We start from the raw sequence: 21,539 nt of genomic DNA on the forward strand, positions 1-21,539 counted from the left end.
AGCGCGCAATGTAAACGCAAAGATCGCTAAGATTCTTTGCGTTTACATTGCGTCTACATTGCGCGCTTTGCGATACCCCTACGCTAAGTCATTCACCAAAAGAACTCATAAGTTAGACGCTCACCTCCCGCCCTGCTGTCCCATCCACAAGACCGAATTACCCGTACCGTGTTCATTTTGTTCCCACAATTTGTTGTTAGGATCCATGATCCACTTATCGTCCACCACAAACTTATACGTGTGTTTTCCCAACGACAAATTCACCCTGATCACCCAGTCGGCTCCTTCTTTTGTCATCAGGAAAGCATTTGGCGACCAGCCATTGAAATCACCAGCGAGAAAAACTTTTTTTGCATTCGGATGCCCTTTCAACCTGAACGTATAATTAGGTTCTATTACGAAGAAAAGATTTGATCCGCCGCCGGTCTCCGCGCGTTTTGCAGCCGAACCATCCACCAGGAAAGTGTATTCGTAGTTACCCGGGCCGAGCGTATACGGCAACTCCCATCCCCCGGCTTTTTTAGTCATATACAATTCGTCCACTCTCCATTTGTTAAAAGAGCCGGCGAGTACGACCTGGCGTGCCTCCTGATAGCCTTCGAGGCGGAACAAGTATGGTTTCCCGATGCGGATCACAGAATTGAAATCATTGAATTCATTGGGTAGTTTTTCCGCGTTACCCGGGTCGGTCATCCATTTTCCATCAACAATGAATCTGTATGTATGTGTGCCTTTTGCCAGGTACACAGGCAGCTGCCAGCCGGTCTCAGTTTCCTGCATTGAGAGGCTGCGCTCGCGCCAGTCGTTAAAGCTTCCCGACAGGAATACACGGCGGGCATTGTTGAAACCATTCAAGCGAAATACATAATTCGTTTTGAAGAAAACAGAATTTACATTTCCGAGGCCATCATTTTCATTAAGCGAGTTGTCAGGATCGGTGATCCAGTGGCCGTCAACGATGAATTTGTACCAGTATTTACCCGGGCCAAGTTTTACATTGGCGATCCATCCGCTGTCTGTCCTTTTCATAGAAAGCGCGTCCGGCGACCAGTCATTAAAACTTCCGGACAGCTTCACCAGTGAAGCATTCGAATTAGCACGAAGAAAGAACGTTACCACGGAGTCTCTGGCGGCAAAACCGTTACCACGTTTGAACTTATTGACGCCGTAGGTGATCAGGTTGCTGACGGCGGGGAACATTTCAGAAAAATTAGGTTTTTCTGCCATGATGATCTTTTCGGCAGGGTTCTTCAGGTCATCAAATCCGAATAACGGCTTGCTGATCACAAAGAGCTCGTTATTGTTCACATTTACTTTCCAGCCAAGCCTGGCAAGGGAATCCAGCATCATGCCTTTAAGGAAATGTTTCAGGCCGAGATCCTGCAGGCCAAATTGGACGATAAAGCTGTCTACTGAAGCTTCTTTCAGTTTTTTACCGAGCGCGATGAACATCCGCCCATCTTTCACAGTATAGGATTTAACCGGCGTCTGTGCCATACCGTTACCCACTGTAAACAACAGGAGTATCAGCATTGCCACGCGTATGCGTACCAGCTGGCGGGCGCTATATCTGGTACGGGTCATTTCCATATATACATTTTCCTTTTAACAAAGTTAAATCCTATTTTATGCATGGACAGAAAGTCAAATCCCAGCATTCCGTCAAGACATTTATTATAGGAGAAACACATCTTCTCCAGGTTTGTAACGAGTACCGGCAAAGTGGCGATAGCCAGTTTGCCCAGCTTCATATTCTTCATATCGCCATAAAGTGCTTCCACTTTTTTATTGCCGCTGCCGGTCAGTAAGATACGGCGGGTAATGGCGACGTTCTCGAAAATCTTGTTGGGAAGCCGGCTATCCAGAACATTTGATTCGGCGCCGGTATCGATCACAAAGGTCAGTTTCTTTCCGACCATTTCGGCATAAGTAATCAGTTTATCTTCCAGGAGATCAATCTGAAATTCGTTGTACTGCGATGTGTCTGCCAGCATCTCACTTTTATATGTAGACGCTTCTTTCCGGGTAATGAGATGCAGGTAGATCAGGCTTTTTTCATAATCAAGGATCATCTCGAATTGCCTGAACAGCTGAACGCCCATTAATCCGAGGATCTTGATGCCTTTAGTGTTTTCTATATGACCGAGGTTGACGCGGTCAGCTTCGATCCTGTCATAGTGTACAGGACCAAAATCAAATTTTTTTAAGGCAGTGGGACTGTTTCCGGAAGATCCGCCGGTGATACCTCCAGCCTCCTCCTCTCCCGCCAGCGTCGGATAATCCCGGAAATAGGTCATATTCAACACCAGCCTCGGCGCCCCGGTATCCAGGATGAAGTTTCCCTCCACCCCATCCGCGCTTCCTTTGATCACGATCAGATTTCCCACCCGTGTAAAAGGGATGATACAGGTAGACGAATCTGTTGAGACAATGGGATCGACCTTAAAACGAATGGCAGCTCCGGAGGGAGCTAACGAATCTTCAGTATGGAGGGCGTGCTTTTGTAACAACGCTGTTTTCACCGGCGCTGTCTTCTTGTGCTGCTTCGGAAGCTCCGTAGCAAACAGCAAAAATGGCAATGCCGTCAACAGGTTTGAAAAAAGCATAAGGCTGTTATGGTTCTCCGGTTCAAACGAAGGTTTCAAAGATAAGACGCCGCAAAGTGAGAAAGGTTACCGGTCAAATTCGCGGACAACCATTAAAAGAAAATAACAAGTCTTAAAGTTTGACCGGCCTTCCGCTAATGCCCGTACAGGCGGCCGGCCCCATTTGCATCCTTTTAAGATTTATTGGGGCAGGAGTATCGCAAAGCCCGCAACAAGTATCAGTTGACTGCGGTGATCCACCAGATATTACCGGTTGGATCTTCGACTCCACCACTTCTTCCATAATCTTTATCATCCAGCGGCATGATCACCGTGCCACCCTGGGCAAGCGCCTCCTTGAAAGTTTTGTCCGCATCTTCTACATAAACGAAGAGATCCGCATGGCGTGGTTTGAACTGTTCAGTGCTATTGGAGAACATGATCGTATTGCCATGGATACGTGCTTCGCAATGACCCAGTTTCCCATCATCATTACGGCTTTCATGCCCGATCTCCGCACCGAACACCGTTTTGACGAAATGAAGAAACAGGTCTGCGTTGTCAAGAATAAGGTAAGGCATTACAGCCTGATGGCCCTGAGGAATTTTCATTTGTTTAATTTTTGTTCAGTCAAAACTAGCTGACCTGAAAATAGTAAAATTGGAAAAACACGACATCTTTCATTTATCCTGTTTTTCTTTCCAACGTGTACTTTCTGTATCGCCTTTGAAATAATGCCGTGGATGATAGCCCGAAAATTCTTTGAAGTCGTGGATGAAATGCGACTGATCATAATATCCGCATTCATAGGCGACCTCTGTAAGCGTTTTGTAATGATTTCCGAAAGCCGAGATCGCCGCCTGAAAACGAATGATCCTCGAATACAATTTGGGAGAGAAGCCGGCATATTCTTTAAACCGCCGCTCAAACTGACGCGTGGAGAGACATACATCAGCTGCAAGTGTGTCCACGTTCACCACACCACGTGTATTGATGATATAACTGATAGATGAAAATATCGACGGAGCTGGCTGCTCATTTTTTTGAAGACGCTGATACAGAAATCCCGAAAGAATGGCGGCGCGTTTTTTATTATCTGCAGCCAGCATTACCTGTTCTTCCAGGTCCTTTCCTTCCTGGCCAAGGAGTGATGCAAGATCAGGCATCTGATTGCTTATAACTGAGGCCGAATGGCCAAGTAAGGCAGGAACGGCAAACGGGAAAAGATATGCGCCGAATATACCGAACTGTCCTCCTGTTTCATAACGACGGAATTTACTTGATTGTCCATCGATGCCTGCGCGAAATTCACTGGGAACAGAAGGACCGGTCAATGTATTGAACAGCCCCTGGTAATGGAAGATCATTTCAGCACTTCCATCAGCGACGGATCTGTGTATATAGGTTTCCCCGCGCCCGGGTTCGCCTTCGAGCACCCAGAAGAACCGCACATACTTTGCAAGTACCGGCGGCGGAGGGATCTGGTAATAATTCATGAGCAGGTTATGTCCAAAGATACTTCTCCTCCAGTTCAGATGTCCAGTATTTTCAATGCTTTGGTAATATTGGTGGAGCCAGTCAGTACGTCCCTGAAAAGATCTCCTTTTTTCTTTACCCGTTCAAAAATATTGGAGATGGTGAATTGCGATGGACTAAGCCGGTGATCTACCTCCTTCCATTCCAGTGGTGTGGACACCTGCGCTCCGGGAACGGGCCTGAGACTGTATGCGCAAGCAAGCGTCTGCCCTATCCTGTTCTGGAGATAATCCAGATAGATCCTTGGGCCACGCTTTGCCAAAGAACGCTCCAGTGTGGTAGTTTTGGGTAGAAGTTCCTGCACCCGTTGCGCAACGATCTTCGCGAAATCCTTTACCTCGTCATACGTGTACTTATTTTTCATCGGAACATACACGTGCAATCCGGATGCTCCTGAAGTCTTGCAATATGACCTGATCTTTGCGCGGTCAAGCACTTCTTTAACAGCCAGTGCCGTATCAACCACGTCTTTAAAAGTATTCTTATCCGAAGGGTCGATATCTATCACCATCCAGCCGGGCTTATCCCTGGACGTGGTTTTGCTGTTCCATGGATTGATCTCTATACTTCCAAGATTGGCCAGGTAAAGAAGTGTGGCTTTATTATTACAAACGATATAATCAATGATCTTCCCATCCCCGCTTTTATACTTGAATACGTCTACATAATCAGGCGCATTCTCTCCGGCATCCTTATGAAAGAACCCTTCATCCCGGATCCCATTGGGATTTCTCTTTAATGATAACGGCCGGCCTTTCAAATATGGCAGGATGTAAGAAGATATTTTATCGTAATAATCGATCACATCTCCTTTTGTATAGCCTTCATCAGGCCAGAATACTTTGTGCCGGTTGCTGACAGTAACATTGAATTTTCCAACTTTGATCTCTTCATTCCTCTTCACCTCTTTGATATCATCAACGATCTCTTCGTTGACTTGTTTCGCGGATTTTTCATCACGCAAACGAAGGAATACGGGATGTCTGAAGATCTTATCCCTGGTGATCTCACCGTAGCCGATGTCTGCAACCAGCTTTGGTTTTAACCAGGTCACTTCATCGTTTACGGGAACTTTTTGTTTGAAGGGAGATTGATCCGTTTCAAGCGGTTTCATCGACTTACTCAGTGACGCAAGTGTTTCATCAGAAAATCCTGTTCCCACATGACCACGGTATTCCCATGCTCTGCCTTTTTTATTTGCAACGATCAATGATCCGAAATGCTTACGAGAGCCACGTGGGCGGGTATAACCGGCGATCACCACTTCTGTGGTTTGCACGTTCTTGATCTTCAACCATTCTTTACTCCTGTATCCTTCTTTATATTCGCTGTCTTTCTTTTTGGCGATGATCCCTTCCAATCCCTGTTTCTTTGCCTGTTCAAGAAAATCGGTACCACGTTCTTCTACATGATCACAATAACGGACTGTTTTATTTTTACCGAGCAACTTCTTTAACAATTTCTTTCGCTCGATCAGCGGCAATTTCTTTGTGCTTTTACCATCCAGTTCGAGAAGGTCAAATACGTAGTATATAAGCGGGCTGTCAATATGATTTTCATAGTGCTGCAGCATTTGAAAATCAGGCAGGCTTTTTCCGTTCAACACAACGATCTCCCCGTCAAGTACAGCTTTATGCTTTAACTTTTGCAGGGATTGATAAATGGCGGGGTAACGATCGCTAAAGTCGAGACCATTTCTTGAATACAGTTTAACCTTATCACCCCCTGTTTCGGCAACAGCTCTGTATCCATCCCATTTTATTTCGAAGATCCAGTCCTTATCATCAAATGGCATCTTGCTGATCGTTGCCAGCATGGGACTGGTAAAATTTTTCAGTTTTTTCGATTTGCCATCGCGGATACTTGCGATCGTCCTGACCGGTTTGTTCTTCGCTTTCTCTGCATCATACATTGTATTTACAGAGTGTTCATCTTTATGTTTGATGAGCAACCAGTTCTTTTCATTGTCTTTTTTCAGACGGACCAAAACGAACTCTCCTTTCAATTGGGATCCTTTCAATTCAAATTTCAGTTCGCCTTTTTTCAACCCGGCAAGCGCCGCGCGTTCGCTGATGGGCTCATGCTGCTGATCAACGGGGATAAAGGTTCCTTTGTCCCAGATATCAACATGACCCGCGCCGTAATTTCCTTTAGGGATATCGCCTTTGAAAGTGATATAGTCGACCGGATGGTCTTCAACTTCTACCGCCAGTCTTTTCTGCAACGGGTTCAATGAAGGTCCCTTGGGTACGGCCCAGCTTTTAAGCGCCCCGCCCAATTCCAGGCGAAAATCATAATGAAGCCGTGATGCTTCGTGCCGTTGTACCACGAACCGAAGCTTTGAAGCGGCATTCTTTTTCCCACGGGGCTCAGCGGTCTGTTTAAAATCCCGTTTTTTATTATAGGTGGTCAGGCTCATGATGCTTTCTTTTTACCGGAGGAAAGGCTGGCTTTCAATTGTTCCATCAGGTCCTTGGTTGTTGAATGCACCACCTTCATTGGTTTGAAAGGAGTTTTCTTTCCTTTTGATTTGGCCTTAATGATCTTCATCAGCTTGTCTGTATACTCGTCTTTGAATGCGCTGATATCAAACGGCTGCGTAAGCTGATCGATCAGGCTGACGGCCATTTTTAATTCGGCAGGTTTACTTTTTGTTTTGGGAAGATTGAGATCTTTGGGTGTGCGAATCTCCTGGGAGAAGCGAATGCGGTTCAATACCAGGACATCATCCAGCGCCTTGATGATGCAAACATGTTCACGATTATGCATCACAAACAACCCCACTCCTGCTTTACCTGATTTGGCCAGGGCCTCTCGAAGAAGCGCGTAAGCGCGGGTACCGGTCTTATCCGGTTCGAGGTAGTAAGGTGATTCGAAATAGGTGCTGTCTATTTCTGTTTCTTCGACGAACTGGGTGATCTCTATATGTTTGGTCTTTTCGGGGCTGGCCTTTTCGAAATCCGTCTTATCCAGGACAACATATTTTTCATTAAGAAGATAGCCGCGGACGATATTCTCCCAGGCGACCTCCCGGCCAGTGTTCTCATTTACGCGTTTGAACCGGATATTAGCGTGGTCTTTTTTGTCCAGCATATCAAGGTCCAGTGTACTTTCTTCCACAGCGCTGTACATTTTGATAGGGATATTGACCAGTCCGAAGCCAATAGAGCCCGTCCAGATTGCTTTCATGAGAAGTATTTTCAGAATGGGGAGAAAAAGCATGCCAAAGGTTGCATTTCCATTCCAACGGGTGGCCCAGGGTGCCGGGGAGGGCGGAAAGCGACAGCAAAAGATGCGAAGTATACATTTCCTGGCATCCGTTGCGATCTTTGCGGAACTCAGCTATACGTCTCTGCCTTTATCTTAGGACGTTTCAGCGTCGTTTCATGCGGGAGAATGGATAGCCGTTACAACCTTTACGCGGGTTCTTACGGTCGGCAATGGCTTGCACTTCTGCAAGCGAATCTGAAGGCGCGTTATAGACGGTCAGGCAGAAGCCCCAGTGCCAGGGCTCCATGTTCTGGAAATACATATAATCGATCCTTGAGTAAAGTCCTTTCTCGCTGGGGTTTGCTGTATCATTGCGCGCAACGAAGTATTGTTCTTTTGTATTCCATTTGAGGATATGATAACGTGCCTGGGGATATTGCGTAAACAGTGAATCTGTCAGGGTATAGCGTATATCGTAATCATCAGCAAAATCTCCTTTGATCAGTGACGGGATCGTATCGGTATTGGCAGCAACTGGTGTGGCCGCCTGCCTGGTTGAAATGCAGGAAAAAGCCAGCGAGATAATAGCGAGGAAGATAATATATTTCATAAAACGGTAAAGAGGTGGCAATCCAATGTGTTTGGGTTGCAATCTACAATATTCCCCTTATGATCTCCGGAAGACAAACAGAAAGATCCCGCGCAGGGCAGGATCTTTTTGCAAAGGTCGTATCGGTCAGGATTTGGGATGATCGGCATTCAGCGTTGTTTCTTCCCATGTATCAAAATCATTCTTCAACTCTGCCAATTTGTTACGCGCGCCTTTCATGGCACCGGCACCAAGCAGCAGGCGAAGCGGGGGATTTTCTGCTTCCACAGCTTTTACGATCGCTTTTGCTGCGCGGACCGGATCACCCGGTTGATTGCCGCTATAGCCACGGATCGTATCCTTATTCGCATGCGCTGTAGTGGCATAGTCATCAATGACGATCTTCGAGTTATTGGCAGAACGTCCCGCCCAGTCCGTCCGGAACCCACTCGGGGCAACAACCGTTACTTTGATACCAAGATGAGCTGTTTCTTTTGCGAGCGCCTCGGAATACCCCGTCACAGCAAATTTGGTTGCGTTATAAAAGCCTACAGCGGGGAATGCGACCAGTCCTCCGATCGAAGAGATATTTACAATATGCCCACTGCGTTGCTTACGCATAATAGGCAGCACTTCTTTCGTAACCTGTGCGAGGCCAAAAAAATTGATCTCGAACATTCTCCTCACCTCTTCGTCTTCACTTTCCTCGATCGCACCGAAATAACCAATACCGGCATTATTGACCAGTACATCTATGCGGCCAAACTTCTGGGCGGCCTGTTGAACCGCCGCTTTCACCTCCGCCGGCTTCGTCACATCAAGTTTCAACGCTAATGCGGCACCGGGATATTCAGAAACAATATCCTGCACATCATTCGGATTACGCGCTGTAACGGCAGCCTTATGACCCAGTTCCAAAACCAGTCTTGACAGTTCCCGTCCGAACCCGGTGGAACAACCTGTAATAAACCATACTTTACTCATAACTGCATTAAATTTAAATGAAGATATTACCAGGATATTTTAAAAAGATCCTGTCATAAGAACCTATTCAACAATCAATCTACCCTATTGTTGAGCTGTAGGGATGTTTTCAGCAATACATTAATGTATTATTCCAGTAACTGAAAATAGATCATCTTTGCGGGATTATTGATGATTAATTACAGGTTTGCCTGCCGGATCAGATATGCAATCAAATTCATTAGTGCATGAAGCGAAGAAAACGCTTCAGCTTTCTTTACCAATAATTTTTGGCGAGATAGCGCAGATGGCGCTTCACCTGATCGATACAGCGATGGCCGGTGCGTTGGGTTACAAGCAACTGGCCGCGGCATCTCTTGTACTGGCCGTGCTGAATATTCCTTTTGTGGTCGGAATAGGTATGACCATTTCAGTATCGCAGCTGGTATCCATGTCACATGGACGGCGGGACGCTCAAAAAGTATCTCACTATTTCTATAACGGATTCTGGATTTGTGCCTTAACGGCATTGATCATTTCCCTTGGTCTTGAATTTGGGAAGGGTATTTTGTTTCATCTGAAACAGGACCCGGAAGTAGCCGCAATGGCGGTACCATTTCTTCAACTGATGGGCTGGAGTGTTATCCCGATGTTGTTGTTCATGTCATTAAAGCAATTTGCAGACGGGCTGGAAAAAACGCGCACAGCGATGATCATAACAGTCATTGGTGTGCCGCTCAACATTCTCCTGAACTGGCTGTTGATCTTTGGCAATGCGGGGTTTCCACGCCTCGAGCTGGCAGGAGCAGGCTGGAGCACGCTGATCACACGAACGCTGATGTTCCTCGCACTAGGAGCTGTGATCCTCTGGCACCCTGTCTTTAACCGGTACATTGCGGTCAGAAAAAACCAGTGGCGGTTAAAAATGCAAACGATCAAAGAATTGTTACACATCGGCATTCCCAGCGGCTTACAGATCGGTATGGAAGGTGGTGCATTTGCCGTGTCGGGAATAATCATCGGAAGTATCGGTGCTACAGAGCAGGCGGCGCACCAGATCGCGCTGACCTGTGCATCTTTCACATTCATGGCGTCCCTCGGCCTCGCGCAGGGCAGTTCGATCCGTGTAAGCAACGCATTTGGAACCCGCAACAGGCAGAAGATCCTGAATATAGGGAAGAGTACACTGATCACCGGTCTGCTATATGGGATTTTCTGTGCAACGCTTTTCATTGTGCTTCGCAATATATTACCCACAGGTTTCAATGATAATGCAAACGTGATTGAAATGGCTTCACTCCTGCTTGTACTCGCAGCGATCTTTCAGATCTCCGATGCTACACAGGCCATAGGTGCCGGTTTGCTTCGCGGGATCAAAGACGTAAAAATTCCCACTATACTCATCGCGATCGCCTATTGGGTAATTGGTATTCCGCTCGGCTATCTTCTTGCTTTCAAAGGCAACATGGGGGCATCAGGGATCTGGGTCGGGTTCATTGCCGGCCTTTCCTGCTCAAGCATTTTTCTTTGTATACGGTTTATGAGAATGGCGCGGAAGGTGTGAAGGGAGAAGGGTTTAAGAGTTTAAAAGTTTAAGAGTTTAATAGTTTAAAAGTTTAAGAGTTCAGAAGTTCATGTACAATGTTTAGGTTAAAATATTAAAGTAGCATACTCTTAAACTATTAAACTTTTAAACTTTTAAACTCTTTAACCATTAAACTCTTAAACCCTTCTCCCTTCCTCCCACCAACCCATGCAGTGCCGCATACTGCAGCAGCATGATCGTTTTACCATCTTTGATGTCTCCGGCCTCTATCATCCTGATTGCGTTGGCGAAAGGCAGCTCAAGGACTTCTATATTTTCCTGCTCATGTTCAATGCCGCCGCCTTCAGCTACTTTCATATGATGACTGTATTCAGCCACAAAGAAATAAACGATCTCCGTTACTGAGCCCGGAGACATATAGGCTTCGAAGATCTTTCTGACATCGGAGACCTTGTAGCCGGTTTCTTCCTCCGTCTCACGACGGATGGCATCTTCTGCATTGTCAGTGTCTAACAGTCCTGCACATGCTTCTATCAGCATTCCCGAATCGTTGCCATTCACAAAAGTCGGGAGACGGAATTGCCGGGTAAGAATAACGGTTTTCTTCTCTCTGTTATAAAGTAAAATGGTGGCCCCATTGCCACGGTCATAAACTTCCCGGGTGTGTGTCACCCATTCGCTGTTCTTCTTTTGGTAATCATAAGTGATCTTATTTAAAACGTACCAATGATCGGAAAGTAATTCGGTGTTTGTGATCCTGATATTATCTGACATCTGTAATGCTTTGCCGCAATGTAACGAAAGAGAAAATGAACTGTCAGCAGGAAAGTACCAGCCGTGAAATTTGTTTAGTGAATTGCAGGAAAAAGCCGGCAGCAGGGCTGTCGAAAGAGAAATCGTTTTCGTGAATACAGGGAAAAATGATCCTCAAAAAGATTATTTTCATACATTATTAATCAATCCGATAATGACTGCCATTAAACGATCACTGCCGTTTTTATTACTACTGTCCTTTACCTGTCTTTCCGTATTCTCCCAGAAAGAATCTGCCTTTAACGTGATTGCGTTCTATACCGCCAAAGCCGATCAGGCGCATATCAGTTTTGTTCATGAAGCGAACCGCTGGTTCCCGGAAGCGGCCGGTAAATATGGGTTTTCTTATGATTCAACGGCTAACTGGGACAACCTCAATGATAGCTTCCTGAAAAAATACCAGGTGATACTTTTTCTTGATACCCGTCCTGAAAAACCTGCACAGCGTGAAGCTTTTCAGCGATACATGGAAAAAGGAGGAGCATGGATGGGGTTCCATTTTGCAGGCTTTGCATTAACGCCTTCCGGCGTGCAGCAGAACTGGGATTGGTATCATAATCATTTTCTCGGTTCGGGTCAGTATAAAGGGAATACCTGGCGCCCTACTTCTGCCGTGTTGAAAATTGAGCAACCTTCTCATCCGGCGACGAAAGGTCTTCCAGCAACCTTCAGGTCGGCTCCCAATGAATGGTATAGCTGGGAAAAAGATCTCCGGAAGAATGATTCCATACAGATCCTTTTATCCATCGACCCTTCAAGCTTCCCGCTGGGAACAGGGCCAAAACAACACGAGATCTGGCATAGCGGATACTACCCGGTTGTATGGACAAATAAATATTACAGGATGATCTATGTGAACATGGGGCACAACGATATTGATTATGAAGGTGGCACCAACAAAGAGCTCTCCTTTCATTTCACCAATGAAACACAGAACAAACTGATCACAGACGCATTACTCTGGCTGGGCAAGAAAAATAAATAATAACTGCCTGCTCCCGCTCCAACGGTAATTTGAAGGTTATTGCGGAAGCAGGCATCGTTGTTCTTTATGCTTCGATACTTATATCCTCCCGGGCAAGTTGCTTGTGAAGCAGATAAATGATGGCACTTCTAGCCTGCGAAGCTTTAAAAACATCCTTGCACCAGAAATACACTTTAAGATCGAATTGCTCCTTTTTTATAGAGATATATTCTATTTGCGGTGCAACATTTTCCATCACATACCCTGACGATATGATCGTATCCGTGACGAGCTTGTTAACCTTTTCGATATCGTTGCTGCCACTAACGGATAAAGAAAGAGCAAGACGCTGCTGATTGTTGGTGAGCGTCCAGTTGGTAATGGGGGTAGAAAGAATATCTCCGTTAGGGATGATCACTTCCGCCCCATCGGTTGTGAGCAATGTACTTGAACGAAGTCCGATCTCCCTTACTTTACCAGCTTTATCTCCTATTTCAATTGCATCCCCAACCTGTAATGGCCTGTCGAATATCAGAATGATACCCGACACGAAGTTGCTGACGATATTCTGAAGGCCCAAACCGATACCAACACCAAGAGCGCCGAGAACGATGGTGATCTTATCAACAGGCAGGCCGGATGCAGCTACGGCAAGAAGATAACCAAGACAAAGAACCACCAGTCGCGCGATCAGCATCTTTGAACGCTGGCGTTTGTTCTCTATTTCTTCACTGCCTGTATCCCCGAAAAAGTAGCCAACATATTTCTGCAGGAGATGTGCCACCCAGATGATCAGGAAGAAAAGTAATACACCTCCGATGGTGAATGTGGCGCTGCCGACACTTCTTTGTTTCTGCATAATGAATACGAATACCTCTTTAGAAGTTTCGTAAATATTAAGGTTCGTGGTAAAAACGATCAGCCATAATACGAATACAAGAAATGCGATCGGGCCTTTAAATGCTTGCAGAACCGCCTGGTAATCGAAGGCATTCTTTACTCCCTGTCTGATCCGGCTTGCTTCGATCTGCAAAAGGATCGCTTCGATGATAACACGGCTGAACACTGCCAGGCCAATGGCTTGCGTGAATGAAAATATAGCAGCACTGCCAAGTATCTGTGCAAGAGAGAAGCGACCGAAAAGATTGCATACAACTGCCAGTACATTCATTACATTATGCAGAATGATCACAAAGCGGAGAAAGCCACGGAAATGAAGATGATCTTTCATTCCCCGAAGAAACAGCGAGCCGAAAATAACAGATAGCACATTAAGAAGGATCAGCCAGCTTCTTTGTAATACACCCGGAACAAGAAGGTGATGCGTAAAGGAGAAACAGAGATAAAGGAACACCATCACGATCCAGTATACAAATAATTTGCGCGGCCATTTTTTCCAGCAGATAAAAGTCAATGTAAGTATCAGCAGGAACTGCATCGATTCGATATAAACAGAAGGTGCATCCAGGTCAAAGAGCGGAGCCAGTGAGAACATCGCCAGAAACACAGAAGCGATATAATGAGGGTATAAATAGTCCACCTGCGGGCCTTTCAATATATCCACCGCGTTCGCCTTCTTTAAACGCAATATGTTACGGTAAGCCCAGATGCCAAACAGCAATCCGATCAACAGAAGAAATAGACGGGTGTTCACACTGTCTTTAAAATAATACCGCAGCGCTTTCCTTTCGCCCGTATAAGCTCTTTCGTAAGCAGAGCGGAGTTTATTTAGTGAACTGTCCGGGGTTGGTTCCCAGAGATAATTGAATTCTTTCCCAAATACGCGTGCGAATGAATTCAACAGCAGGTTGTTTACTTTTTCCTCAAGCGATGCAGTGGTAATGGCATTGCCGGAATTGTGGGTTTGCAGCTGGTTAATGAGCGCAATGCTTTCCTTTAGTTTTGTAGTACTGGTGCGCCATGCTTCACGCATATCTTTTAACTGCGCAGCAAAGAGCTGCCGGTTGGCAGAGTCCCGCCAAAGCTCACGCAGCACTGTATCTGCGATGAGGTTTTTCATTTCCGTACGGAGTCCGCTCAATCCGGCTTCTGCACTATCAAGCACCATTCGCTGGTGCTCGATGTCTTCATGTATATTGGCAAGGAGTGTGCGGAACATTTGCAGGTTACGTAAACTAAGGGCGCTGCTGTTGTTAACGATATTGTCTTTCAGCACAAACAGTGACGAGTCGCTGTCTGCGAGCTTTTCCCTGATAGCGGCGATTCCCGGACCGAGATCACTTTGATTACGGATCATCGAAAGAACGTCATATGTCTTTTCAATACGGAGCTGGTAATCGCTGGAAGTGAGTTTTGATGAGTCTGCAAAAAGAGAGTTCATCCCTCTGCGGAAACGGGTTGTATCCCGCCTCGACGTATCATTACGAAGGGTTGTATCCCGTTTAAAACGAAGGCTGTCCTGTGCGGTAGACAGAACACTGGCAAGCAATAAAATGCTGACGAATACAAGGGGTAGAGTTGGCTTTTGCATAAGATCAATTAATCCGGGAGTAAAAGTAGGAAAGGGATTGGTATTTTCAAATTGATACTATTCAACGAAATAGCAAAGCCCGGAATAGGCCTGTATAACGGGCAAATTTTGCCGATGAGTTTGAATGCAGTGACCTGCGTGTAGAGGTAGACTTGAAATATTTTCTATATTGATTGAATTGATCTGAGTTTTCTTCGGAATGGTAAATTCCGGTTGACAGTGCCCTTCCCTTCTTTTGCTCTGTCGTCAACCGGAAATTTACCGGCCATTTTCTGCCATTGCCCAAATAGATTCGAACAATGCTTACACTTGCTTATCGAAATGGCTTGCTTATTAAAATGGTATGTGTCTATTAAAATTTCCCAAATTTCAGCGTCGCATTATAGCTGATCCCCCTGATATCCTTATCCTTCATACCCTGCGCATCACTACCAAAGCTTGCACGATATGAAACACCCGGGCTGAACCGCATCCATTTGAACAGGTTCACTTCTACCTGCACACCGGGTTCTGCAACAACAAACCAGTTCTCATCACTGATTGAATTCACATGATTGCCACTCCAGTTATTCCTGTCATACTGCAGGGTGAAGCCAGCACCGCCAAACATTTGAAAAACGAGGTGTACGGGCTTATTAGATGCGACAACATATTCTGTCATCAGGCCAAACTGTCCGTACTGGTAAGTTCTGTTACGGGCCGGATCAGTACTGAATTGTAAAGGGACAGGAAGGTTATTTGTACTCGCGGCCCCTGCCAGCCCGATCATCAGGCGATGATTGATATACCAGCCACCATAGATACCGGAAAGGTTGGAATGTTCGCCACGCAACTTTGTGAACTTATTGGTGATTGCTCCATAACCGCCAGATGAAAGGATGCCTTTTCTGAATACAGTGCGGATATTATCCTGTGCAACCGCGGTGTTCGCCATCACCACGCAAAACAGCATTAGTTGTAATGTTCTTTTCATAATTATCTTATTGTTCATTTCAGATACAACAAGCAACCCTTTGCAGACCCCTACGTGTGGAGTATATTTTTTAGCGGCCCGGAATAGCTCCAGCCTCCCTTCCCAATGTCGTTAAGTGAAGAGGTTGTTCCGGGTTTGTTCGATGCCCGATGACTGATGCCTGATGGCCGCACTCTGCAGTTTGATAGTTCCGAAAAAAGCGTGCATCTCACGAAGGCAGATTTGGACAAACCAAAGAGAGCTCTGCTTGTTGTTTGATTTCGGCCAACGGCCATCACCATCACTCATCGCCATCGATCTGATACAGGAAGACTTTTAAGGTCTCATGTATGAACTTAACGACATTGCCCTACCCAGCCGGGCTGCGGCGGTCAGATCAGTGTGACCGGAAATCCTTAGCTTTACGCATATCAATCAGCTTTATGAAAAAATCAATTATCGCTTTTTTATGCATCGGTGCTTCAGTCGGTCTGTATGCCTTCACTTGTGCCCCAAAGACCAAGTGGGTTTACTTGTTTGATGGCAAAACCCTCAATGGCTGGAAGGTAGGAACCAATGCCAGCTCGTTCTCTGTTGACAGCGGCCGTATCGTTGTAAAAGGACCTGTCGCCCACCTTTTCTATGATGGTCCTAATCACGAGCATGATTTTAAAAATTTTGAGTTCGAAGCGGAAGTGATGACAAAGCCGGGTGCTAATTCAGGCATTTACTTTCATACTGCTTACCAGGAAAGCGGCTGGCCGGAAAAAGGTTATGAAGTGCAGGTGAACAATTCGCAAAGCGATTGGCGGCGTACAGGCAGCCTTTATAATATCCAGGACGTTAAAGAGGTGTATGTAAAAGATAACGAATGGTTCACCGAATATATCAGGGTAGAAGGCAAGCACGTGATCATTAAAATAAATGACAAGATCGTGGTGGACTATACTGAACCTGCCAATGTTGAACGTTCAAAGGGACAGGAAAAGCGCCTGATCTCCAGTGGTACATTTGCATTGCAGGCACACGATCCGAACAGTGTGGTCTATTACCGCAATATCCGGACAAGACTGATCCCATGGTAATATAATTTGCCCGTAATAGCTTTATGATAGCAGATGACCGGCGACTATCAGCCGCCGGTCATCTGCTATCACAACGATAGAGTTGTATTTTCAAGAAGGCTAACTAACGATGATGCAGATTGATCTTCTTTAGTTTTTCCTTTATACCGTCAAGGCTGTCAAAATGCAGACAGTTGATCCCAAGTACAGATGCTACCTGCGTGAACATCGGCCGGTCGTCGACCATAGCAGCCTGATGCGGTAATACTCTTGCGATATCACAGGCTACGCGATAAATATCAAGATCCGGTTTCCTGAATTTCACATAACAGGAAGATGCGTAAGCATCAAACAACTCATCCAAACCAAAGTGCCTGATCCGGAAATCGTTTAATTCCCGTCCCTCGTTATTCACCGCTATTACTTTGAGTCCGTTCTGTTGTTTTAATTCCTTAAAGAACTGAATGGAGTCATTGAACGGCTGAGTTTGTTTATACATAAAGGACTTGAAGTCTTCCATCGAGAAACTTCGTTCCTCATAGAACACGATCCGCTCGAGGTATTCATCAAGGCTGATCTTTCCGATCTCATACGTATCGAAAGTGAGATGATGCCGTTCATTTATTTCAACGAGATCAAGTCCAAAATGTTCAGCAGCCAGTTTCCTTGAACTTCTTCCCCATCCGTTGGTCAGCAGTACGCCGCCAATATCTAAAAACAAAGTGGTGACAGGAGCTATTTGCATATACAGGTTTTACATTTGGTGAGTCTCCAAATGTAATTCTTTTCACTCAGGTAGTTCTTGTACTTCCCGCTGCAAAAATTGTTCAATTGGTATCAGTCACCTAACAGGGCGAGTACCTGCTCGTTTGAAATGCTGTAGTCGGTAAGAAGGTTGGCCGGTGTATAGAACAGTATGCTTTGATAACGCTCGTCATACCTGTTCCCTAACGCGTTTTTCCAATTTGCCACCGGACGGCTGAAACGCACATAATCTACCTGCAGGAGCAGGTCGGCCTTTGCAGTAGCAACCGTTTCATTAAATGCTTTCGGATCGGATTTCAAGGGAGGTGGAATTGCATTCCAGCAGCTGTATGCATTCAGCCCTACCTGCAATGGCCCCATCATTACCGGCCGGTAGAATCTTTCCTGTATCTGCCACTTCTCTCCTTCCGCTCTTGACATTAATACAAATGCGGCATCAACGTGCACAATGCGCAGTTCGATCCAACCGGCTTTGGCAGGACGAAGTTTTAAGTTCGAAATGCTGTTACTGGTTGTTTTCATTTCCATTACCGGAATACTGATATCATCGGCAACGCCAGTGGTAATGAACAGCCAGTTCTCCTGGCGAGGGATCCAGTTTGCACTCGTGGTCCGCTTGGGCTGGCGAACCATTAATCCGGCAAGTGACCAATCAACTGATGGAAGGTCTGTTGCTTCTCCTTTTACACGGATCCTTGCTCTTACATCAAAATTCCCTGTCACCATCTTAAACAGAAAGGGGGCCTGGTTATCTGCGTACCAGCCGGAGGCTTTCGGTTGAAGATTTAATATTCCGTTGCCGACGGAGATCTTGTCTATTTTATCAGGATAATTTTCTACCTGATGAAAAAAACGCCATTGCCTCAGGGAAGAAGTGTCGTTGAATTCATCAGATAGATCACCGAGTTCATTCTGCGCAAATGAACAGGTAAAAAGTAAGGCTGCAATTACGGTCAGAATACTTTTCATGCTATAACATATTTAAGGATGATTATCCTGAAATTAGATCGTCTGTCCGTGCAACGTATATGTGAATGGCTGAACTGATCAAAACAACTGCTCAATGAACAAACATAAAGTCTGGCTGGTGTGAGCAACGTAAGGGCAGGAAGAACGAAACGGATTACTCTTCCCTTCTTGTGCATTTCGCTCTTCGGGATTTTTTGGGTCCGTTCCGCTACTCCTTAGCCAGTCTACCCCTGAATTGACCGCAATGGTGGACTCATGCAGGTTTATCAGGACATATACTGACCGATATCTCTTTTAGCATTATTCGTTTATTCTCCATTCATCCTCCACCTGTCAAACGAACGGTTGGCACCCGTTTGGAACCGGAGACCTGGATGGGCGATGATGCTTAAAACATCCATCAAACCGCTGCGGGAAACGGAGAATAGAGTCTAAAAAACTGGAAATCATACAATTAAAACATTAAGATCAGTCATTCTGCAATCTGGTCCGTCCTCTGTCAAATCTCCACTTCAAACCCTATCTTTGCCCTCCCCCGAAGATTTTTAACCCATTTTCGGAATACTTTAAAGTAACTAACACGCTTTGCTTATGGACAAATTGATCTATCTCGTGCCAGTGATGGGCATCATTGGATTGCTTTACACAGTCGTAAAATTTAACTGGGTCTCCAAGCAGGATGCCGGCAATGACCGGATGAAAGAAATCAGTAATTACATTGCCGAAGGTGCTATGGCTTTTCTGAAAGCTGAATGGAAAGTACTTGGCTATTTCGTTGTGATCGTTGGTATTTTACTGGCGGTGATGGCGGGCGCCAATCCTCACTCACACTGGTTGATCGCAATTGCATTTGCGATCGGCGCGGTATTAAGTGCCTTTGCCGGATTCATCGGAATGAAAGTGGCTACCAAAGCCAATGTACGCACAGCGCAGGCTGCACGGACAAGCCTTAGTAAAGCACTGAATGTATCGTTTACAGGTGGTGCAGTAATGGGCGTTGGCGTAGCTGGTCTTGCTGTTCTCGGTCTGGGTGGATTATACATTGTATTGAAACAATATTTCGCGCCGGATGCGGAAGTTAACTCTGAAGCGATGCTGCAAACGATCGAGGTGCTTACAGGATTCTCGCTTGGTGCGGAATCTATCGCCCTGTTCGCGCGCGTTGGTGGCGGTATTTATACAAAAGCTGCTGACGTAGGTGCTGACCTTGTTGGTAAAGTGGAAGCAGGTATTCCTGAAGATGATCCGCGTAACCCTGCCACGATCGCTGATAACGTTGGTGACAACGTGGGTGACGTAGCGGGCATGGGTGCTGACTTGTTCGGTTCTTATGTTGCAACGGTTCTTGCGACGATCGTACTTGGTCAGCAAACTATCGTTCATGATACGGATCTGCTTGATGGCTTCTCTCCGGTTGTATTACCGATGCTGATCGCCGGTGTTGGTATTATCTTCTCGATCGTTGCCACATTATTTGTTCGTATCAGTGAAAATGCCGGCATCAATACATCTACGGTTCAGAAAGCATTGAACATGGGTAACTGGGGTTCGATGATACTTACAGCCATCGTTGCGTTCTTCCTGGTTAACTGGTTGCTTCCTTATAATATGGAGCTCCGCGGCGTATTGTTTACGAAGTGGGGTGTTGCCGGCGCGATCGGCGTTGGTCTTCTTGTTGGTGCGTTGATGAGCATCATTACAGAATATTATACAGCGATGGGTAAACGCCCGGTGATGAGCATCATCCGCCAGTCTTCTACAGGTCACGCTACAAATGTGATCGGCGGTTTGGCAGTGGGTATGGAATCGACATTCCTTCCGATCCTTGTCCTCGCGGGCGGTATCTGGGGTTCCTACGAGTGTGCAGGCTTGTATGGTGTAGCGATCGCTGCTGCCGGCATGATGGCAACAACGGCGATGCAACTGGCGATCGATGCATTCGGACCAATCGCGGATAACGCGGGCGGTATTGCTGAAATGAGCGAGCTGCCAAAAGAGGTGCGTGAAAGAACTGACGTTCTTGATGCGGTAGGTAATACAACTGCTGCGTCCGGAAAAGGTTTTGCGATCGCATCTGCGGCATTGACTGCGCTTGCGTTGTTTGCCGCATTTGTAGGCGTTGCAAACATCAGCGGTATTGATATCTATAAAGCAAATGTGCTCGCCTCCCTTTTTGTAGGCGCGATGATACCATTCATATTCTCCTCCCTCGCGATCCGTGCGGTAGGTGAAGCGGCCATGTCAATGGTGGAAGAGGTTCGCCGCCAGTTCAAGACCATTCCTGGTATTATGGAGGGAACAGGCAAACCTGAATATGATAAATGTGTGGCGATCTCTACGCAGGCATCCATCAGGAAAATGATGTTGCCGGGTGCGATCGCGATCATCTCTCCTTTGATCATTGGCTTTATGCCGGGCCTTGGTGCTGAAGCACTGGGAGGTTTCCTTGCGGGTGCAACCGTTAGCGGTGTACTAATGGGAATGTTCCAGAACAATGCCGGTGGTGCGTGGGATAACGCGAAAAAATCTTTTGAAAAAGGTGTGGTGATCAATGGCGAAACCTTTTACAAGAAATCAGAACCGCACAAAGCTTCTGTTACCGGTGATACTGTAGGTGATCCATTCAAAGACACTTCCGGTCCGTCAATGAACATCCTGATCAAATTGATGTCCATCGTTTCGCTGGTGATCGCTCCAACCCTCGCACAGATCTCTGCAAAAAAAGCGGACGAGGCCAAAGTGACAAAACCAGCTGTTATTCAACCGGTTTCTGAAAATGCAAAGCAGAAAGCGACCGAATCAGTGACCGCAAATTTTAATCATTAATATACTGTGTTGCTCTTGGTTTAATGAAATTTAATCCTGAATTTCGCCGCGTTCCAACACAACGATATTTAAGAACTTAATCATAACCATTAATTGTAAGTCCCGCTGTTTCTACAGGGGGGCTTATTTTTTTCCGTTGTCCGTTGTCCGTTGTCCGTTGTCCGTTGTCCGTTGTCCGTTGTCCGTTGTCCGTTGTCCGTTGTCCGTTGTCCGTTGTCCGTTGTCCGTTGTCCGTTGTCCGTTGTCCGTTGTCCGTTGTCCGACGC

The 21,539-nt window shown here is 46.1% G+C and carries 18 protein-coding genes; 5 read left to right on the forward strand and 13 right to left on the reverse strand.

What is annotated here, in order from left to right; translation table 11 throughout:
* Nucleotides 1–120: 120 nt before the first annotated feature.
* The 6 genes from LZZ85_RS23770 to ku form a co-directional block, all read right to left on the reverse strand.
* Entirely contained in the window at nt 121–1,584 is a 1,464-nt protein-coding gene (locus LZZ85_RS23770; protein WP_237876003.1) for an early set domain-containing protein, read from the reverse strand.
* On the reverse strand, nt 1,581–2,606 hold the full coding sequence (locus LZZ85_RS23775) for an aspartyl protease family protein (RefSeq protein ID WP_237876005.1): 1,026 nt from the start codon (nt 2,604–2,606) through the stop codon (nt 1,581–1,583). Before LZZ85_RS23775 ends, LZZ85_RS23770 begins: the two co-directional genes overlap by 4 nt.
* Before the next feature lie 218 nt (nt 2,607–2,824).
* On the reverse strand, nt 2,825–3,196 hold the full coding sequence (locus LZZ85_RS23780) for a VOC family protein (protein ID WP_237876007.1): 372 nt from the start codon (nt 3,194–3,196) through the stop codon (nt 2,825–2,827).
* A 69-nt stretch (nt 3,197–3,265) separates the two neighbouring features.
* Entirely contained in the window at nt 3,266–4,081 is an 816-nt protein-coding gene (locus LZZ85_RS23785) for a helix-turn-helix domain-containing protein (protein ID WP_237876009.1), read from the reverse strand.
* Nucleotides 4,082–4,116: 35 nt separating this feature from the next.
* Nucleotides 4,117–6,540, reverse strand: coding sequence for a DNA ligase D (gene ligD / locus LZZ85_RS23790; RefSeq protein ID WP_237876011.1), 2,424 nt, complete (start codon nt 6,538–6,540; stop codon nt 4,117–4,119).
* Nucleotides 6,537–7,310, reverse strand: a complete 774-nt coding sequence (gene ku / locus LZZ85_RS23795) for a non-homologous end joining protein Ku (protein WP_237876014.1) — start codon at nt 7,308–7,310, stop codon at nt 6,537–6,539. The genes ligD and ku overlap by 4 nt, the downstream gene beginning before the upstream one ends.
* Between ku and LZZ85_RS23800 the strand changes: the two genes are divergently transcribed.
* A complete protein-coding gene (locus LZZ85_RS23800; RefSeq protein ID WP_237876016.1) occupies nt 7,309–7,488 on the forward strand; it encodes a hypothetical protein in 180 nt (59 codons plus the stop codon). The two genes, ku and LZZ85_RS23800, sit on opposite strands and share 2 nt — an antisense overlap.
* 6 nt (nt 7,489–7,494) lie before the next feature.
* Here the strand turns inward: LZZ85_RS23800 and LZZ85_RS23805 are convergent, their stop codons facing one another.
* Both LZZ85_RS23805 and LZZ85_RS23810 read right to left on the reverse strand, forming a co-directional pair.
* On the reverse strand, nt 7,495–7,941 hold the full coding sequence (locus LZZ85_RS23805; RefSeq protein WP_237876018.1) for a hypothetical protein: 447 nt from the start codon (nt 7,939–7,941) through the stop codon (nt 7,495–7,497).
* A gap of 126 nt (nt 7,942–8,067) precedes the next feature.
* Entirely contained in the window at nt 8,068–8,904 is an 837-nt protein-coding gene (locus tag LZZ85_RS23810; RefSeq protein WP_237876020.1) for an oxidoreductase, read from the reverse strand.
* Between the two features lie 205 nt (nt 8,905–9,109).
* Here LZZ85_RS23810 and LZZ85_RS23815 point away from each other — a divergent pair, with 205 nt between their 5' ends.
* The gene (locus tag LZZ85_RS23815) at nt 9,110–10,447 is read left to right on the forward strand and encodes an MATE family efflux transporter (protein ID WP_237876022.1); all 1,338 of its coding nucleotides are present in this window, start codon (nt 9,110–9,112) and stop codon (nt 10,445–10,447) included.
* A gap of 150 nt (nt 10,448–10,597) precedes the next feature.
* Here the strand turns inward: LZZ85_RS23815 and nudK are convergent, their stop codons facing one another.
* The gene (nudK, locus tag LZZ85_RS23820; RefSeq protein WP_237876024.1) at nt 10,598–11,203 is read right to left on the reverse strand and encodes a GDP-mannose pyrophosphatase NudK; all 606 of its coding nucleotides are present in this window, start codon (nt 11,201–11,203) and stop codon (nt 10,598–10,600) included.
* Nucleotides 11,204–11,396: 193 nt separating this feature from the next.
* Between nudK and LZZ85_RS23825 the strand changes: the two genes are divergently transcribed.
* Nucleotides 11,397–12,227, forward strand: coding sequence for a ThuA domain-containing protein (locus tag LZZ85_RS23825; RefSeq protein ID WP_237876026.1), 831 nt, complete (start codon nt 11,397–11,399; stop codon nt 12,225–12,227).
* A 64-nt stretch (nt 12,228–12,291) separates the two neighbouring features.
* Here LZZ85_RS23825 and LZZ85_RS23830 read toward each other — a convergent pair whose 3' ends face one another.
* Nucleotides 12,292–14,697 (reverse strand): mechanosensitive ion channel family protein, encoded by a 2,406-nt coding sequence (locus tag LZZ85_RS23830; protein WP_237876028.1) that lies wholly within the window; start codon nt 14,695–14,697, stop codon nt 12,292–12,294.
* 352 nt (nt 14,698–15,049) lie between these two features.
* Nucleotides 15,050–15,670 carry a hypothetical protein gene (locus tag LZZ85_RS23835; protein ID WP_237876029.1) on the reverse strand — a complete coding sequence of 207 codons (621 nt, stop codon included), beginning with the start codon at nt 15,668–15,670 and terminating at the stop codon, nt 15,050–15,052.
* Between the two features lie 422 nt (nt 15,671–16,092).
* On the opposite strand from LZZ85_RS23835, the gene LZZ85_RS23840 reads away from it, so the two are divergent.
* Entirely contained in the window at nt 16,093–16,734 is a 642-nt protein-coding gene (locus LZZ85_RS23840) for a 3-keto-disaccharide hydrolase (protein ID WP_237876031.1), read from the forward strand.
* A gap of 103 nt (nt 16,735–16,837) precedes the next feature.
* Here LZZ85_RS23840 and LZZ85_RS23845 read toward each other — a convergent pair whose 3' ends face one another.
* Nucleotides 16,838–17,458, reverse strand: a complete 621-nt coding sequence (locus LZZ85_RS23845; protein WP_237876033.1) for an HAD family hydrolase — start codon at nt 17,456–17,458, stop codon at nt 16,838–16,840.
* Between the two features lie 92 nt (nt 17,459–17,550).
* Nucleotides 17,551–18,447 (reverse strand): DUF1349 domain-containing protein, encoded by an 897-nt coding sequence (locus LZZ85_RS23850; protein ID WP_237876035.1) that lies wholly within the window; start codon nt 18,445–18,447, stop codon nt 17,551–17,553.
* Nucleotides 18,448–19,038: 591 nt separating this feature from the next.
* On the opposite strand from LZZ85_RS23850, the gene LZZ85_RS23855 reads away from it, so the two are divergent.
* Nucleotides 19,039–21,273: a sodium-translocating pyrophosphatase gene (locus LZZ85_RS23855; RefSeq protein ID WP_237876037.1), complete on the forward strand. Its 2,235-nt coding sequence runs from the start codon at nt 19,039–19,041 to the stop codon at nt 21,271–21,273.
* The last annotated feature ends 266 nt before the right edge of the window (nt 21,274–21,539 follow it).

Source organism: Terrimonas ginsenosidimutans (genome assembly GCF_022012415.1).
GTDB classification, from domain to species: domain Bacteria; phylum Bacteroidota; class Bacteroidia; order Chitinophagales; family Chitinophagaceae; genus Terrimonas_A; species Terrimonas_A ginsenosidimutans.